A 15,662-nucleotide genomic window follows, 5' to 3' on the forward strand; every position below is an offset into this window, starting at 1 on the left:
TCAACTGAGCACGTGCTGACGGTGCGGCGTGAGCAGCAGGTCGACCCGCTCTCCCGGGCGCAGCGAGGCGGCGAGCTGCGGCCTCGGCATGCCCGGTCGACAGAGCCGGAAGCGGTACCGGCTGAGCAGGGTGGCCACGATCAGCGGCGCCTCCAGTTGGAACAGGTACTGCCCGATGCACTGGTGCGCCCCGCCCCCGAAGGGGTAGTAGACGTAGCGGTGGGCGCGGCGCGGCTGGTCGGGACCGAACCGTTCCGGATCGAACACGTCCGCCCGGTCCCAGTACCGCGCCAGCCGGTGGGTGACGTACGGGCTGAGGACCACGATGCCGCCGGCTCGGATCCGGGTGCCGCCGATGACGTCGTCGTCGACCGCCGTACGGGGCACCAGCCACCCGGACGGGTAGGTGCGCAGCAGCTCGTCGAGGACCATCCGGGTGTAGTGCAGCCGTGCCAACTGCTCCCGCCCGACCACGTCACCGGGGGCGACCACCTCGTCGATCTCCGCGTACAGCCGCGCGGCGATGTCCGGGTGCTGTTCGAGCAGCGGAAACAGCCAGGTGAGCACCACGTACGTGGTTTCGGTGGTGGTGGCGAACATGGCGACGACGTCGTCGCGTACGCGCTGCTCGTCCAGCGGGCGCCCGGCGGCGTCGCGGGCCCGGGCCAGGGCGGCGAAGATGTCGTCGCCGCCGTCCGGGTGCGCGCGCTCCGCCCGCACGATCGGCAGCAGGATGTCGTCGATGTTGCGGACCGCCTGCCGGAACGCCCGGTCGCCCGGCATCGGCACCCGGTCGGGCATGAAGGGGGCGAGCAGCCGGAACCGCAGCGCGGTCGCGACGGTGTCCTGTTCGGCGACCACCCGCACGCCGTCGGCCACCTTGATCTTGTCGCCGAAGAAGACCCGGATGACCGCCTGGCAGATGATCCGGGAGATCTCCTTGGCGGCGTCGATCGGCTCGCCCCGACCGGTGGGCGCCGCGAGTTCGTCCACGGCGTCGCTGATCGCCTGGCTGAGCGCCTCCACCGCCGCGTCGACCCGCTTGGCGGTGAAGTGGGGCTGGAGCCGCCGCCGGCTCGCCTCCCACTCCGGTCCCTCGCCGAGAATGCCGTCGCCGGCGAGCTTCCGGACCGACTTCCACAGCATGCTGTTCCCGCCGCGGGTGTAGTTGGCGGCGTTGTCGCGGAGCACGTGCTGGACGTGCGCCGGCTCCGTCACCAGGTACGGGCGGATGGTGCCCAGGTTGACCTGCACGACCCGCCCCGGCGCGCGGTCGGCGAGGGCGACCAGCGTGCCGAGCGGGTCCCGCGACAGGCCCGGCAGGGTCCGATGAAGTGGCGCGCGGACGGGACGGCCAGCGGGCGCCCCATCGTACGAATCGTCATTCTGGGGCACCCGCACGGTTACCTCCACTCACAGAAGCGTCACTGTCGGCACATCGCGTCGTCGCCGAGCGTGAGTCCGTCTCGCAGAGCATGCCATTGACGCGACAACTTTCTCTAGGAGTCGCACGTGTGGAATTTTCATCAATAGCGGCGTCGGTCCTCTGTGGCAGGTCGGCGGGGCGCCCGCCCGGCGACGCACGCGAACCTGCGGAGGGAACGCCGAACCGGTGTGGCCGCCGGGAATCCGGGCGCGTGCGGGCACCCTGTGCCAGGCTCATGGCCATGGACGACAAGACCATCCTGAAGCGGATCTCCGAGCTGGTCGACGAGGAGCACCGGCTCCGCGCCGAGGCCCAGGCCAACGAGGCGGGCACCGACGAGGAGGGCCGCACCCGCCTGCGCGAGCTGGAAGAGTCCCTGGACCAGTGCTGGGACCTGCTGCGCCGCCGGCGCGCCGCCCGCTCCACCCACGGCGACCCGGACGCGCAGGGCGTACGCCCGCTGCCGGAGGTCGAGCGCTACATGCAGTGACGCGGCGGGGTACGGCCCGAACCGCGCGTCGGTCCACGCCCGGTCCCGGGCGGCCACGCCGGCCGCCCGGGACCGTCGTGGTCAGCGCAGGCCCGCCTCCCGAAGCAGCCGCTCGGTGAGGGCCAGCCGATCGGCCTGCGGCGCCGGCAGCCCGCGCGCCGCGAACCAGGTGGCGACCACCCGCACGTCCCGGGCCAGGAACTCCGGGCCCTGCGGGTTGGCGACCAGGTCGACCACCTGGGGCAGGTCGATGAGCACCAGGCGTCCCGCGTGCACGAGCAGGTTGTACGGCGACAGGTCCCCGTGTGCGTGCCCGGCGCGGGCGAGCACTGTGAGCGCTTCGACGAGCTGCTCCCACAGGTCGCGAAGCTCGGCGCCGTCCGGTCGCAGCTGCGCCAGCCGGGGCGCGGCCAGGCCCTCGTCGGCGTCGCCGATGAACTCGAGCATCAGTTCGGTGCCGCGTAGCTGGACCGGGTACGGCACGGCGACCGTGCCGTACCGGGCGCCGATCTCCCAGAGGCGCGCGAGCGCCGCGAACTCGGCCGCCGCCCACTGGCCGGCGATCATCTGACGGCCGAAGGCCGTCCGACCCGCCATCGCCCGCATCTCCCGGGACCGGCGGACCCGGCGCCCCTCCAGGTAGCCGGCGTCGCGGTGGAACAGCCGGTGGTCGGCGTCCCGGTACCGCTTGACCGCGAGCAGGCAGGACCGGTCGGTACCCGGCACGGCCCGGCGGACGAGGTGGACGTCCGCCTCCTTGCCGGTCTTGAGCACGCCGAGCTCGGTGTCCTTGGCGGCCAGCTCGGTGACCAGCCAGTCCGGGTGCGGCTGCGGGCCGTGGACCGCGTCGTCCCAGGACGACCAGGTCTCGCCCGTCTCCGGGTCCGGTTCGGTGTCGGGCTCGGCGAGCAGCGGCTGGGCGGGCCGGCCGCGCTTCAGGAAGTGTGGTTCGTCGTCGTCGAAGCGGCGCTTGCCGCGGGTGCGGCGCTCGGGCGCCGGAAAGTCATGGTCACGCACTGCGGTGAAGATCCCTTGGTCGAGGTTGCTGGAGGCCGGTGGAAGCGACCTGCGAAGACGGCCATGACCGACCCCCTCTCCTCGACCGGGCGTCGACGCCCGGGTGCACGATGCGGCACCATGCTCGCCGCCGGGCTGCCGGCGGGGCAACCGATTTACGCCCCGAGCACCGCCGCGATCGCGGCGATCACGCTGTCGACGGTGAACGTCGGGGCGAATCGCGCGTCGCTCCAGGTACGCCCCCGGTGCAGCCAGACGCTGGGCAGCCCCACCGCCGTCGCGCCGCCGATGTCCGCCTCCGGACCGTCCCCGATCACCCAGGCGCCCCGCAGCGGCATCCGCACCCGCTGCGCGGCCAGCGCGAAGATCCGCGGGTTCGGCTTGCTGACCCCGGCCTCCTCGGAGACGACCCAGTCGGCGACGTACCGGTCCAGCCCGGTGCGCCGGATCTTGCCCTCCTGGTGGCGCACCGCGCCGTTCGTTACCACCACCGGCACCCAGCCGGCGTCGTCGGCGATCCGCAGGGCGCAGGCCACCAGCGGGTCGAGGCGGGAGAAGGCGACCACCCCGTCGTGCAGTTCCTCGACCAGGTCGATGGACGGGATGCGCAGGGCGTACCGGTCGCGGATCGCGTCCGCCACGTCCCACCGGTCGGTCAGCCCGTCCGCGTCGATGGACAGCAACCAGTCGATGTCGGCGGTCGGCGCGCCGATCTCGGCCAGGAAACGCTCACCCCAGGCGCGGAACGGACCCTCCCGGTCGAGCAGGGTGTTGTCCAGGTCGAGGAGGAGCAGCGGCACTCGGGCACCTTACGGGACCGACGCGCCCCGCCGACAGGGTCCAGCGGCCCGCCTCCGGATCAGGCCGTGAGCGACGCGCGGGCGGCACCCTGGTGCGGAAGCCGGTCGAGCAGCATGGAGTGGGCTTTCCGGGTGCGGGCCAGCGCCGCCGGGTCCAGCGTGGCGACCAGCACCGCCTCCTCGGTGTCGCCACCGCGCGCCAGCGGGCGGCCCTCGGGGTCGTACACCGCGGCGCCGCCGTTGAACCGCCACGGGTCGGCGCCGCCGACCACGTTGGCGAACACCACGTACATCGTGTTGTCCAGGGCCCGTGCCGGGTAGTAGAGGTCGCGGCGGTGCTCGGAGCCGGCGAGATAGCCGCTCGGGCAGAGGTAGCCGTGCGCCCCGTCGCCCGCGGCCGCCCGGCCGTGCTCGGGGAAGCAGCCGTCGTAGCAGATGCCGAGGCCGAACCGCCAGCCGTCGACGACCAGCGTGGCGCCCCGGTCCCCGGGGTCGAACAGCTCCCGCTCGCCGCTCCAGAGCTGCTGCTTGTCGTACCCGACGTGGACGTTTCCGGCCCGGTCGACCACCAGGGCGGAGATGGTCCGGCGACCGTCCGGCTGCCGGACCGCCGCGCCGACCACCACCACCGCGCCGCCGTCGCGCGCGGCGTCACACAGCGGGGTCAGGCGGGAATCGGCGACGCTCCGCGCGTCGTCGGCCACGACGTCGGTGCCGGCCGGGTCGGCGGCCAGGGCCGGCGGATGGTACGCGGGCAGGTACAGCTCCGGCAGGACGACGACCCGGGCCCCCTCGGCGGCGGCCCGGCGCACCAGGGCGGCGCCGGTGACCGCGTTGGCGGCCACGTCGCCGGGGACGGGCGCGGACTGCACCGCCGCGACCGTCAGGGGCGTGGCGGGAAGGGTGGGGGCGGTGGGGGATGGCGTCACGGCCGGATCCTAACCGGCGGGCCGGTGGGACGAGCAGAACCAAGCCGTACGTACGGTTTGCATAACGCGGCGTTACCTGACACGATCCACGTGTGCCCAGAGTAAGTCAGGACCAGCTCGACGCGCGCCGGCAGGAGATTCTCGCCGCCGCCCGGGCCTGTTTCGCCCGGCACGGGTACGAGGGCGCCACCGTGCGCCGCCTCGAGGAGGCCACCGGGCTGTCCCGGGGCGCGATCTTCCACCACTTCCGCGACAAGGACTCGCTCTTCCTCGCCGTCGCCGAGGACGACGCGGCGACGATGGTCGAGACGGTCGCCCGCAACGGCCTGGTCCAGGTGATGCGGGACCTGCTCGCCGGCGCGGTCTCCCCCGACACGACCGGTTGGCTGGGCAGCCAGCTGGAGGTCTCGCGCCGGCTGCGCACCGACCCGGCCTTCGCCAAGCGGTGGGCCGAGCGCTCGGCGGCCATCGCGGACGCGACCCGGGAGCGGCTGCTGCGCCAGCGGGAGGCCGGCGTGCTGCGCGACGACGTTCCGATCGACGTGCTGGCCCAGTTCCTGGAGCTGGCGTACGACGGCCTGGTCCTGCACCTGGCGATGGGCCGGCCGGCCGGCGATCTCGGGCCGGTGCTGGACCTGGTGGAGGAGGCGGTCCGCCGCCGCTGACGGCGACAGGTTGCGGTCCGGTAACTGCGTCCCAGCGGCGGATCCGGTCTGGCGGGCCTGCTCCACAATGGGGCCGCGTTCCCCTCGCGACAGGAGCAGACCATGACCGTCCTCGCCGCCCCCGGCGACACCTGGGGCATCCCCGGCCCGGTGTTCCTCCAGCTCTACCTGCTGGCCGCGGCCCTGCTCGTCGTCGGCGGCCTGGTCCACCGGGCCCGGCTGCTGGGCGGCCCGTCGACCGCCGCCGGTCCCCTCGGCCCGCAGCAGGTCGCCTACCTCAACGGCGGTGCGCCGCTGGCCGTCCTGACCTCCATCGGCGGGCTGCGCAGCAGCGGCGCGATCGGCGTCACCCCGGGCCGGCAACTCACCACCGGCGGCCCGCTGCCCGCCGGCACCACCCCGCTGGACCAGGCGATCCACGTCGCCGCCGGCCGGGGCCTGCGCACCCGCGAGATACGCGACGACCAGTGGGTGCGGCAGGCCCTCGACGAGCTGCGCACCGGGCTCGAACAGCGCGGGCTGGCGTTGACGGCGGAGCAGCGGGCCGCGCTCCGCGTCGTGCCGCTGCTGCTCACCGCCCTGTTCGCGCTCGGCATCCTGCGGCTCTTCGCCGGCCTGTCGAACGACCGGCCGGTGGGCTGGCTGTTCCTGGCCCAGTTCCCGCTGCTCGTCGCGACGATCCTGCTCTACCGGCGGCCGTGGCGCACCCGCGCGGCCAACCGGGCACTACGCGAACTGCGCCGGGAGCACACGTACCTCTCGCCGCGCTCCGCGCCGGCCTACGCCACGTACGGCGCCGCCGGCGCCGCGATGGGAGTCGCTCTCTTCGGCACGGCCACCCTGTGGGCCATGGATCCGGGCTTCGCCGAGCAGGCGGAGATCCAACGCTCGGCGCTCGTCAGCGGCGGCGGCACCTCCGGCGGCTGCGCCGGCGGAGGCGGCGACAGTGGCGGTGGCGACGGCGGCGGCGGTGGCGGCTGCGGGGGCGGCGGCTGCGGAGGCGGGTGCGGCGGATGAGCGGACCGGCCGGGCTGGGCATCGGCTGGCGACCGGAGATCGCCGGTTTCGTCGCCGAGCTGCCCGGGCTGCGGTTCGTCGAGGTGATCGCGGAGTCGGTGCCGCCCACCGGCCCACTGCCGGAGGGGCTCGCCGCGCTGCGGGAGCGCGGCGTCACCGTCGTACCGCACGGGGTGCGGCTGTCCCTCGGCGGCGCCGAGCCGGTCGACCCGGCCCGGGTGGCCCACCTGGCCGCGGTCGCCGAGGTGGCCGGCGCGCCGCTGGTGAGCGAACACATCGCGTTCGTCCGCGCCGGCGGCCTGGAGGCCGGTCACCTGCTGCCCCTGCCGCGCAGCCGGGAAGCGGTCGCCGCGGTCTGCGCCAACGTGGCCCGCGCCCAGGCCGACCTGCCGGTGCCGATCGCGCTGGAACCGATCGCGGCGCTGTTCGACTGGCCCGACGACGAACTGGACGAAGCCGCGTTTCTCACCGAGATCCTCGACCGCACCGGCGCCCTGCTGCTGCTCGACGTCGCGAACGTCTACGCCAACGCCCGCAACCGCGACGCCGACCCGCTCGACCTGCTGGACCGACTGCCGCTGGAGCGGATCGCGTACGCGCACGTCGCCGGCGGGGCCGAGCACGGCGGCTTCTACCACGACACACACACCGACCCGGTGCCACGCCCGGTGCTCGACCTGGTGGGCGAGCTGTGCGCGCGGCACCGGCCACCGGCCCTGCTCCTGGAACGGGACGGGCACTACCCGCCCGCCGACACCCTCCGCGCCGAGCTGGACGCGCTCGCCGCCGCGTCCGGATTCCCGGTGGTCACGTGAGCGACCTGGCCGCCCGGCAGGCGGCACTCGTCGCCGCGCTGGTCGCCGGAGCGCCGGCGCCGTCGGGCTTCGCGCCGGGGCCGCTCGCCGCCGCGCGTACCGCCCTGCTGCGCAAGCGGGCCGGCGAGGTGGCCCGGCACTGGCCGCTGCTCGCCGCTGGCCTCGGCCCACGGTGGCCGGAGGTCTTCGCGGACTGGGCCGAGGGGCGACCCCCCGCGGGCAGCCTGCGCGACGGCTGGGACCTCGCCCGCGCCCTGCGCGACGCGGGCAGGCTGCCGCCGCTGGGCGCGGACGAGCTGGCCACCCGGGAGGCCGGCCAGCGCTACGACGGACGGAGCGCGCCCCGGCCGCGTCGGCTGCCGGCCTGGGGGCGCGCCGGCAGCGCCGTCGCGGTCCAGCTCGCCGGTCGGGTACGCCTGCTGCGCCCCGCCCGCCGCTGAGGTCCCGGGCCCGCGGGCCTCTCAGGCCGCACCTCCGGCGCCGACGTCGCCACCAGCACGGCCGCCGCGGATCACGCCTCCGGCACCGACGTCACCACCAGCACGGCCGACCGCCGATCGCACCTTCGCGGCACCGCCATCGCCGCGGCCGGCTTCGGGTCGCCCCCGATGTTCGGCGGCTTTGGAGCTGATCCGAAAACGTCATCAGGCGGTTGCCCCGTCTCCCGTACAGCACGGCGGCCGTCCCAACAGCTTCGGCCGCAGCCGGCGATCCTCGCGGTCCGCCAATGGCCGGCAGTCCACGCGATCCCCCCCCCCCCCCCCCCCCCCCCCCCCCCCCCCCCCCCCCCCCCCCCCCGCGACCCTCGCCCTCCAACAACCGCCCGCGACCCACACCGTCCAACAACCGCCCGCGACCAACGCAGCCCGGCAACCGCCCGCGACCCAACCGCCGGCGACCCACACCGTCCGACAACCGCCGGTGGCATCGGGACGTCCAGGCGATCCACCCACGACATCAGTTCCAAAGGACGGCACCGCAGACCAATAAGGCAGGATCAGCGGTATGGATCTCGGACTGACCGACCGGGTGTACGTCCTGACCGGCGCCTCCCGCGGGCTCGGGTACGCGACGGCCGAGTGCCTCGTCGCCGACGGCGCCCGGGTGGTCCTCTCCGCCCGCGACCCCGACGCGGTGACGGCAGCAGCGCGGCGCCTCGGCGGCCCGGCGCACGCCGTCGGAGTGGCCGCCGACCTGTCCGACCCTGAGCTGCCCGAGCGTCTGGTGGCGACGGCCCGCGACGCGTTCGGCCGGCTCGACGGCGCGCTGGTCTCGGTCGGCGGCCCGCCGCCGGGCAGCGCGGCCTCGGCGACCGACGAACAGTGGCGGCGGTCCTTCGAGACGGTGTTCCTCGGCACCGTCCGCATGGTGCGGACCGTCGCCGCCGCGCTGACCGACGGCGGCGCGATCGGGCTGGTCCTGTCCATCTCCGCCCGGGCGCCGCTGCCCGGCCTGGGCATCTCGAACGGCCTGCGCCCCGGCCTGGCCGGCGTGGCCAAGGACGTCGCCGACGAGTACGGGCCCCGGGGCGTACGGGTGGTGGGGCTGCTGCCCGGACGGATCCTGACCGACCGGAACGCGCAACTGCTCGCCGCGAGCGGCGACGCCGAACGGGCCCGGGCCGAGGCGGAGGCGGAGATCCCGCTGCGCCGGCTGGGCGAGCCGGCCGAGTTCGGCCGGGTGGCGGCGTTCGTGCTCTCCCCCGCGGCCGGCTACCTCACCGGGATCACGATCCCGGTCGACGGCGGCGCGCTGCGGGGGCTGTGATGGCCAGCCCCCGCTACCCGCGCCCGACCCGCGAGGAGCTGGCCGCGGCAGCCGACCGCCTTCTCCCGGACGTCATCGCGCCCGGCCTGGACGTGCTGTTCGTCGGGATCAACCCGGGCCTGTGGTCCGCCGCGACCGGATGGCACTTCGCCCGGCCGGGCAACCGATTCTGGCCGGCCCTGCACCGGGGCGGGTTCACGCCTCGCCAACTGCACCCGAGCGAGCAGCACGAACTGCCCGGCTACGGGCTCGGCATCACCAACATGGTGGCGCGGGCGAGCGCCCGGGCCGACGAGCTGACCGCCGCCGAGCTCGTCGCCGGCGCGGACGTCCTGGCCGGCAAGGTCGCCCGGTACCGGCCGCGGTGGGTGGCGGTGGTCGGGGTGACCGCGTACCGGATCGGGTTCGCCCGGCCGAAGGCCGGCTTCGGGCCGCAGCCGGCGACGCTCGCCGGCGCCCGGCTCTGGGTGCTGCCCAACCCGAGCGGGCTGAACGCGCACTTCACCCCGGAGTCGCTCGGCGCGGCGTTCGGCGAGCTGCGGACGGCCGTCGCCGAGGGCTAGTTGGCGGCGGCCGGAGGCAGTGCCTCGTCGGCTAGGTACGGGCGCATCGGCACCGCCACCGGCTCCGGCCCGGTCGCGTCCTGGTACGGCGCGGGCGAGTCGGCGACGGCGAACTGCGTCCGGTACAGCTCGGCGTAGAGCCCGCCGACGGCGACCAGTTCGTCGTGCCGGCCGCGCTCCACGATCCGCCCCTCGTCGAGCACCAGGATCTGGTCGGCGTCCCGGACGGTGGAGAGCCGGTGCGCGATGACCAGCGCGGTACGCCCGGTCAGCGCCACCGACAGCGCCCGCTGCACCGCCGCCTCGCTCTCCGAGTCGAGGTGGGCGGTGGCCTCGTCGAGGATCACGATCGACGGTGCCTTCAGCAGCAGGCGCGCGATCGCGATGCGCTGCTTCTCACCGCCGGAGAAGCGGTAGCCGCGCTCGCCCACGACCGTGTCGAGGCCATCCGGCAGGGCGCGCACCAGGTCCGCGACCTGGGCGCCGGCCAGGGCGGCCCACAGCTCGTCGTCGGTGGCGTCCGGCTTGGCGTAGCGCAGATTCTCCGCGATGGTCTCGTGGAACAGGTGCGAGTCCTGCGTGACGACGCCGATCTCGTCCCGCAGCGAGTCGAGCGTGGCGTCGCGGACGTCGACCCCGCCGACCAGCACCTGCCCGTCGGTCACGTCGTAGATGCGCGAGATCAGCATGGACAGCGTCGACTTGCCGGCGCCGGAGGGCCCCACCAGGGCCACCATCTGCCCCGGCTCCACGCTGAACGACACGCCCCGCAGCACCGGCTCGGTGACCGTCCGGTCGAGGGCGGCGACCTCCTCCAGGGACGCGAGCGAGATCTCGGAGGCGCTCGGGTAGCGGAACCGCACGTCCCGGAACTCGACCCGGCCGGCGCCCTGGGGCACCGGGACCGCGTCCGGCTTCTGCGTGATGGCCGGCTGGAGGTCGAGTACCTCGAAGACCCGGTCGAACGAGACCAGCGCGCTCATCACGTCCACCCGGACGTTGGACAGCGCGGTGAGCGGACCGTAGAGGCGGGTGAGCAGCAGCGCGAGCTTGACCACCGTGCCCGCGCTGACCACTCCGGCGACGGCGAGCCAGCCGCCGAGGCCGTAGGTCAGCGCCTGGGCCAGCGAGGCGACCAGCAGCATCGCCACGAAGAACGTACGCGAGTACATCGCTGACTGGATGCCGATGTCGCGCACCCGCTCGGCCCGACCGGCGAACCGGCGCGCCTCCTCGTCGGGCCGGCCGAAGAGCTTGACCAGCAGCGCCCCCGAGACGCCGAACCGCTCGGTCATCGTGGCGTTCATCTTGGCGTCGAGGTTGTAGGACTCGCGGGTGATCTCGGCCAGCCGGCGCCCGACCCGGCGGGCCGGGATGATGAAGACCGGCAGCAGCACCAGCGACAGCACGGTGATCTGCCAGGACAGGATCAGCATCGCGCCGGCGGTGAGTACCAGTTGGATGACGTTGCTGACCACGCCGGACAGCGTCGAGGTGAACGCGCGCTGGGCGCCGAGCACGTCGTTGTTGAGCCGGCTCACCAGCGCGCCGGTCTGCGTACGGGTGAAGAACTGCAGCGGCATCCGCTGGACGTGGTCGTAGACCCGGGTCCGCAGGTCGAGGATGATCCCCTCGCCGATCCGCGCCGAGTACCACCGCTGTGCCAGGGAGAAGAACGCGTCGGCGACCGCGAGCCCGGCGATGATCAGGGCGAGCCGGATGACAGTCGAGCCCGCCTCCGCGCCGCCGTCAGCGATCGCGTCGATCACCTCACCGGCGAGCAGCGGGGTCGCCACCCCGATGACCGCGGCGATCACCACGGTGAGCAGGAAGATGTGGATGTCGCGCCGGTATGGTCGGGCGAAGGCGAGGATCCGCTTGGCGGTGCCGCGCTTGAGCTGGTGGCTGGAGATCTCGTCGCGGTTGCGCATCGACCGGAGCATGCTCCAGCCGCCCATGCCGCCGCCGGCCATCGGGTTGGACACACTCACCTCCGGGTCGTCGGGCCGACCGCACCGTCTGAGTCAATTTTCCCGACGACTGTGACAACCTCGGTCGTAACCCGGATCTTCCCGAACGGTCCTTACTATTCTCCGCGCCCGGCGAGGTCCCGCAGCCGGCGGGTCTGTGCCTCCCGCTCCGCCCGCTGCTGCTCGGCATGGGTGCGGCCGGCGGCACCGGCGATCAGCGCCTTGATCTCCACCACCGCGTCCCGGTTGTTGGCGAGCAGCCCGGCGGTCAGGTCGCGGACCGCACCGTCCAACTCGCCGGGCGGCACCACCAGGGTGGCCAGGCCGATCCGGTCGGCCTCGGCCGCGTCCATCCGGCGCCCGGTGGCGCAGATCTCCAGGGCCCGCGAGTAGCTTACGAGCTCGACCAGGCGCTTGGTGCCGGCCAGGTCGGGGACCAAGCCGAGCGTCACCTCGGCCATCGAGAGCCGGGCGTCCTCGGCGAGCACCCGCAGGTCACACGCGAGCGCCAGCTGGAAGCCGGCACCGATCGCGTGCCCTTGCACGGCGGCGATCGAGATCAGGTCGGGCCGGTGCAGCCACGTGAAGGCGCTCTGCAAGTCGGCGATGCGGTCGGCGCACTCCTGCTCCGGCAGGGTGGACAGTTCGGCGAAGGAACCCGGCCCGGACGCGCCGGCCACCGACAGGTCGAGGCCGGCGGAGAACGCCCGGCCCTCCCCGCGGACGACCACGACACGCACGTCGCCGGGCAGGTCCCGGGAGAAGTCGCTCATCGCGCGCCACATCGCCGGGGTCTGCGCGTTGAGCACGTCGGGCCGACACAACGTGACCGTCGCGATCGGCCCGTCGCATTCCAGCCGGACCCCGGTCGCCTCGGCGGTCACCGGGCGGCCCGGGGAACGGCGCTGATGGACGACGCTGCTCGGCGGGTCACGCCTTCTTGCGACGCCGGGCGCCGCCGCGCTGCCGCAGTTGCACCCCGGACTCGGTGAGCACCCGGTGGATGAACCCGTAGGAACGGCCGGTCGAGGCCGCGAGGGCGCGGATGCTCTCTCCCCCGGTGTACCGCTTTACCAGGTCCTTGGCGAGCGTCTGGCGCTCGGCTCCGACGATCCGGCGACCCTTCTCAGTGCTGGTGGCTGTGCCGGTGGCTGCCATGCTGTGTCCTCACGTCCCAGACTGTGCGGTTCGGATACGGTCCCACCTATTAGACCGCCTCGAACGATCATGCGCCAGATATCAACTATTCGCCAACCGACACGCTGCGCGATGTCAGCTTCCCGATAGGGTGACCCGCGTGGTGGTCGGCACGTTCGGCGTGGCCGACGTGACGATCGCCATCGGCGCGGTCATCCTGGTCACCTCCGGCGTCCTCGGCCACCTGCTCGACCTGACCGCCTGACCGGCCGCCGCCGCCCGCGGTCAGGCCAGTTCGACCAGTTCCAGGAGGTCGTCACTCCACGCGTCCTCGTCCCCGTCGGGCAGCAGGATCGCCCGGTCTGGCTTGAGCGCGGTCACCGCGCCGGGGTCGTGCGTGACCAGCACGATCGCCCCCGGGTAGCGGGCGATGGCGTCCAGCACCTGCTCGCGGCTGACCGGGTCGAGGTTGTTCGTCGGCTCGTCCAGCAGCAGCACGTTCGCGCCGGAGCAGACCAGGGTGGCCAACGCCAGCCGGGTCTTCTCCCCGCCGGAGAGCACCCCGGCCGGCTTGTCCACGTCCTCCCCGGAGAACAGGAACGCGCCGAGGATCTTCCGCAGGTCCGTGTCGCTCTGCTCCGGGGCCGCGCTGCGCATGTGCTCGAGGATCGTCCGCTGCACGTCCAGCGTCTCGTGCTCCTGGGCGTAGTAGCCCAGCCGCAGCCCGTGGCCCGGCCGCACCTCCCCGGTGTCCGGCTCCAGCAGGCCGCCGAGAATCCGCAGCAGGGTGGTCTTGCCCGCGCCGTTGAGACCGAGGATCGCCACCCGGGAACCGCGGTCCACCGCGACGTCCACGTCGGTGAAGATCTCCAACGACCCGTACGACTTCGACAACCCGGTGGCGGTCAGCGGGGTCTTCCCGCACGGTGCCGGGGTCGGGAAGCGCACCTTCGCCACCTTGTCGGCGACCCGCACCTCGTCCAGGCCGGACAGCAGCCGCTCGGCCCGGCGGGCCATGTTCTGCGCGGCGACCGTCTTGGTGGCCTTGGCCCGCATCTTGTCCGCCTGCGCCATCAGCGCGCCGGCCTTCTTCTCCGCGTTCGCCCGCTCTCGGCGGCGCCGCCGCTCGTCGGTCTCCCGGGCCTCCAGGTACGCCTTCCAGCCCAGGTTGTAGACGTCCACCACCGACCGGGTGGCGTCCAGGAACCAGACCTTGTTGACCACGGCCTCCAGCAGCGAAGCGTCGTGGGAGATCACGATCAGGCCGCCCTTGTGGTTGGCGAGGAACCCGCGCAGCCAGGTGATCGAGTCGGCGTCCAGGTGGTTGGTCGGCTCGTCGAGCAGGAGGATGCCGCCGCCGTTGTCGCCCGCGTCCCGGAACAGGATCCGGGCCAGCTCGATGCGGCGGCGCTGGCCGCCGGAGAGGGTGCCGATGGGCTGCGCCAGGGCCCGGTCGGGCAGCCCGAGGTTGGCGCAGATTCGGGCCGCCTCCGCCTCGGCGGCGTACCCGCCCAGGGCGGCGAACTGATCCTCGAGCGCGCCGTAGCGGCGGACCAGCTTGTCGTCGGGCTGCTCGGCGAGCTGCGCCTCCAGCTCCTTCATTCGGGCCATCAGCACGTCGAGGCCGCGGGCGGAGAGCACCCGGTCCCGGCCGGTCACCTCGAGGTCGCCGGTGCGCGGGTCCTGCGGGAGGTACCCGACGTTGCTGCGCCGGTCGATCTGCCCGGCGTATGGCTGGCCCTCGCCGGCGAGGACCTTCAGGGTCGTGGTCTTGCCGGCGCCGTTGCGGCCGACCAGCCCGATCCGGTCGCCGGGCTGTACCCGCAGCGTGGTGTCGGACAGCAGGATCCGGGCGCCGGCGCGGAGCTCCAGGCCGGTGGCAGTGATCATGTCGGAGGACTCGCTCTCGAGGTCTGGAAGGGCTGACTCAGGGCACGCGAGAGCGCCGGCGGGCCTCAGGACCGTCGGCGCGGGGCGGTTCAGCCTTCGCAGAGCAGCACGCGGCAAGTGTACCGGGCGCCGCCCGGCGCTCCCGCCGGATTACCGGCCAAGATCATCGGGTACCGAAACGGACGTCCGGACCCGGTCCGGTACCGCAACCACAAACGGATTCAGACGCTGATCGGGGTAGACATGGAGCTGAACGAGAACGCGCGGATCGACACCAGCCAGGTGGACGACCGGCGGGGATCCGGGGGCGGCGGTGGCATCGGCGGGATCCCCATCCCGATCGGCGGCGGCCGCGGTGGCATCGTCGGCATCATCATCGCCGTGCTGGTCGCCCTCGTCGGCGGCGGTTTCGGCCTGAACGCGGCCATGGACGGCGGCGAGCAGCAGGGCGACAACACGTCCCTGGAGCAGAAGTGCTCCGCCGACGACGCCCTCCAGCAGCTGGACTGCCGCAACACGCTGTACGTCAACTCGATCCAGGCGTACTGGCGGACCGCCCTGCCGGAGGCGTTCGGCGAGCAGTACGGGGCCACCGACACGGTCTTCTTCAACCAGGCGGTGAGCACCGCCTGCGGCCAGGCCGACTCCGGCGTGGGGCCGTTCTACTGCCCGGCCGACGCGCAGGTGTACATCGACCTCGCCTTCTACCAGGTGCTCGCTCGGCAGCTCGGCGCCGAGGGCGAGTTCGCCCAGCCGTACGTGCTGGCCCACGAGTACGGCCACCACGTGCAGAACCTGCTCGGCACCAACGAGCAGGTACGCCGCCAGCAGCAGCGCGACCCGGACGGCGCGAACGCCCTGTCGGTTCAGCTGGAACTGCAGGCCGACTGCTACGCCGGCGCGTGGGCGCGCAACGCCACCGGCACCGCCGACGACAGCGGCCAGAAGATCTTCAAGAGCATCACCGAGCAGGACATCGCCCAGGCGATCGACACCGCCGAGAAGATCGGCGACGACGCGATCTCCGAGCGCGCCAACCGGCCGGTGAACCCGGAAGAGTTCACCCACGGCTCGTCACAGCAGCGCCGCGAGTGGTTCACCCGCGGCTACGAGACCGGCGACCCGAAGTCCTGCGACACGTTCCGCGGCGGCCGCTAGCTGTAATGCCCATGAGCG

Annotated in this window: 16 protein-coding genes; 8 read left to right on the top strand and 8 right to left on the bottom strand. The window is 73.6% G+C overall.

What is annotated here, in order from left to right; translation table 11 throughout:
* Positions 1–1,395, bottom strand: coding sequence for a cytochrome P450 (locus tag EV376_RS26310; RefSeq protein WP_130328876.1), 1,395 nt, complete (start codon positions 1,393–1,395; stop codon positions 1–3).
* Positions 1,396–1,661: 266 nt separating this feature from the next.
* Here EV376_RS26310 and EV376_RS26315 point away from each other — a divergent pair, with 266 nt between their 5' ends.
* Complete coding sequence (locus EV376_RS26315; RefSeq protein ID WP_207228437.1) at positions 1,662–1,916, top strand: DUF2630 family protein; 255 nt, start codon at positions 1,662–1,664, stop codon at positions 1,914–1,916.
* Between the two features lie 81 nt (positions 1,917–1,997).
* Here EV376_RS26315 and EV376_RS26320 read toward each other — a convergent pair whose 3' ends face one another.
* The 3 genes from EV376_RS26320 to EV376_RS26330 all read right to left on the bottom strand — a co-directional run bounded on the left by EV376_RS26320 (position 1,998) and on the right by EV376_RS26330 (position 4,662).
* On the bottom strand, positions 1,998–2,933 hold the full coding sequence (locus tag EV376_RS26320; protein WP_130327546.1) for an RIO1 family regulatory kinase/ATPase domain-containing protein: 936 nt from the start codon (positions 2,931–2,933) through the stop codon (positions 1,998–2,000).
* A gap of 155 nt (positions 2,934–3,088) precedes the next feature.
* Positions 3,089–3,733, bottom strand: coding sequence for an HAD family hydrolase (locus EV376_RS26325; protein WP_130327548.1), 645 nt, complete (start codon positions 3,731–3,733; stop codon positions 3,089–3,091).
* Between the two features lie 59 nt (positions 3,734–3,792).
* Positions 3,793–4,662 (bottom strand): carbon-nitrogen hydrolase family protein, encoded by an 870-nt coding sequence (locus EV376_RS26330; protein ID WP_130327550.1) that lies wholly within the window; start codon positions 4,660–4,662, stop codon positions 3,793–3,795.
* 92 nt (positions 4,663–4,754) lie between these two features.
* Between EV376_RS26330 and EV376_RS26335 the strand changes: the two genes are divergently transcribed.
* The 6 genes from EV376_RS26335 (at position 4,755) to mug (ending at position 9,489) form a co-directional block, all read left to right on the top strand.
* Complete coding sequence (locus EV376_RS26335) at positions 4,755–5,327, top strand: TetR/AcrR family transcriptional regulator (protein WP_130327552.1); 573 nt, start codon at positions 4,755–4,757, stop codon at positions 5,325–5,327.
* Positions 5,328–5,429: 102 nt separating this feature from the next.
* On the top strand, positions 5,430–6,344 hold the full coding sequence (locus EV376_RS26340) for a TIGR04222 domain-containing membrane protein (protein WP_130327554.1): 915 nt from the start codon (positions 5,430–5,432) through the stop codon (positions 6,342–6,344).
* A complete protein-coding gene (locus EV376_RS26345; protein ID WP_130327556.1) occupies positions 6,341–7,159 on the top strand; it encodes an MbnB/TglH/ChrH family RiPP precursor modification enzyme in 819 nt (272 codons plus the stop codon). Before EV376_RS26340 ends, EV376_RS26345 begins: the two co-directional genes overlap by 4 nt.
* Entirely contained in the window at positions 7,156–7,599 is a 444-nt protein-coding gene (locus EV376_RS26350; RefSeq protein WP_130327558.1) for an SCO6045 C-terminal-like domain-containing protein, read from the top strand. The genes EV376_RS26345 and EV376_RS26350 overlap by 4 nt, the downstream gene beginning before the upstream one ends.
* 565 nt (positions 7,600–8,164) lie before the next feature.
* Positions 8,165–8,926, top strand: coding sequence for an SDR family oxidoreductase (locus EV376_RS26360; protein ID WP_130327562.1), 762 nt, complete (start codon positions 8,165–8,167; stop codon positions 8,924–8,926).
* Entirely contained in the window at positions 8,926–9,489 is a 564-nt protein-coding gene (gene mug / locus EV376_RS26365; RefSeq protein WP_130327564.1) for a G/U mismatch-specific DNA glycosylase, read from the top strand. Before EV376_RS26360 ends, mug begins: the two co-directional genes overlap by 1 nt.
* On the opposite strand, the gene EV376_RS26370 is transcribed toward mug, so the two are convergent.
* From EV376_RS26370 to EV376_RS26385, 4 genes are all read right to left on the bottom strand, one after another.
* Positions 9,486–11,462: an ABC transporter ATP-binding protein gene (locus tag EV376_RS26370; protein WP_130328877.1), complete on the bottom strand. Its 1,977-nt coding sequence runs from the start codon at positions 11,460–11,462 to the stop codon at positions 9,486–9,488. The two genes, mug and EV376_RS26370, sit on opposite strands and share 4 nt — an antisense overlap.
* A gap of 113 nt (positions 11,463–11,575) precedes the next feature.
* On the bottom strand, positions 11,576–12,343 hold the full coding sequence (locus tag EV376_RS26375; protein WP_130327566.1) for an enoyl-CoA hydratase/isomerase family protein: 768 nt from the start codon (positions 12,341–12,343) through the stop codon (positions 11,576–11,578).
* Positions 12,344–12,389: 46 nt separating this feature from the next.
* Positions 12,390–12,617: a helix-turn-helix domain-containing protein gene (locus tag EV376_RS26380; protein ID WP_007072022.1), complete on the bottom strand. Its 228-nt coding sequence runs from the start codon at positions 12,615–12,617 to the stop codon at positions 12,390–12,392.
* 264 nt (positions 12,618–12,881) lie between these two features.
* Entirely contained in the window at positions 12,882–14,486 is a 1,605-nt protein-coding gene (locus tag EV376_RS26385; protein ID WP_130327568.1) for an ABC-F family ATP-binding cassette domain-containing protein, read from the bottom strand.
* A 243-nt stretch (positions 14,487–14,729) separates the two neighbouring features.
* Here EV376_RS26385 and ypfJ point away from each other — a divergent pair, with 243 nt between their 5' ends.
* Positions 14,730–15,644 carry a KPN_02809 family neutral zinc metallopeptidase gene (gene ypfJ, locus EV376_RS26390; protein ID WP_130327570.1) on the top strand — a complete coding sequence of 305 codons (915 nt, stop codon included), beginning with the start codon at positions 14,730–14,732 and terminating at the stop codon, positions 15,642–15,644.
* The last annotated feature ends 18 nt before the right edge of the window (positions 15,645–15,662 follow it).

It is taken from the genome of Micromonospora sp. CNZ295 (assembly GCF_004217535.1).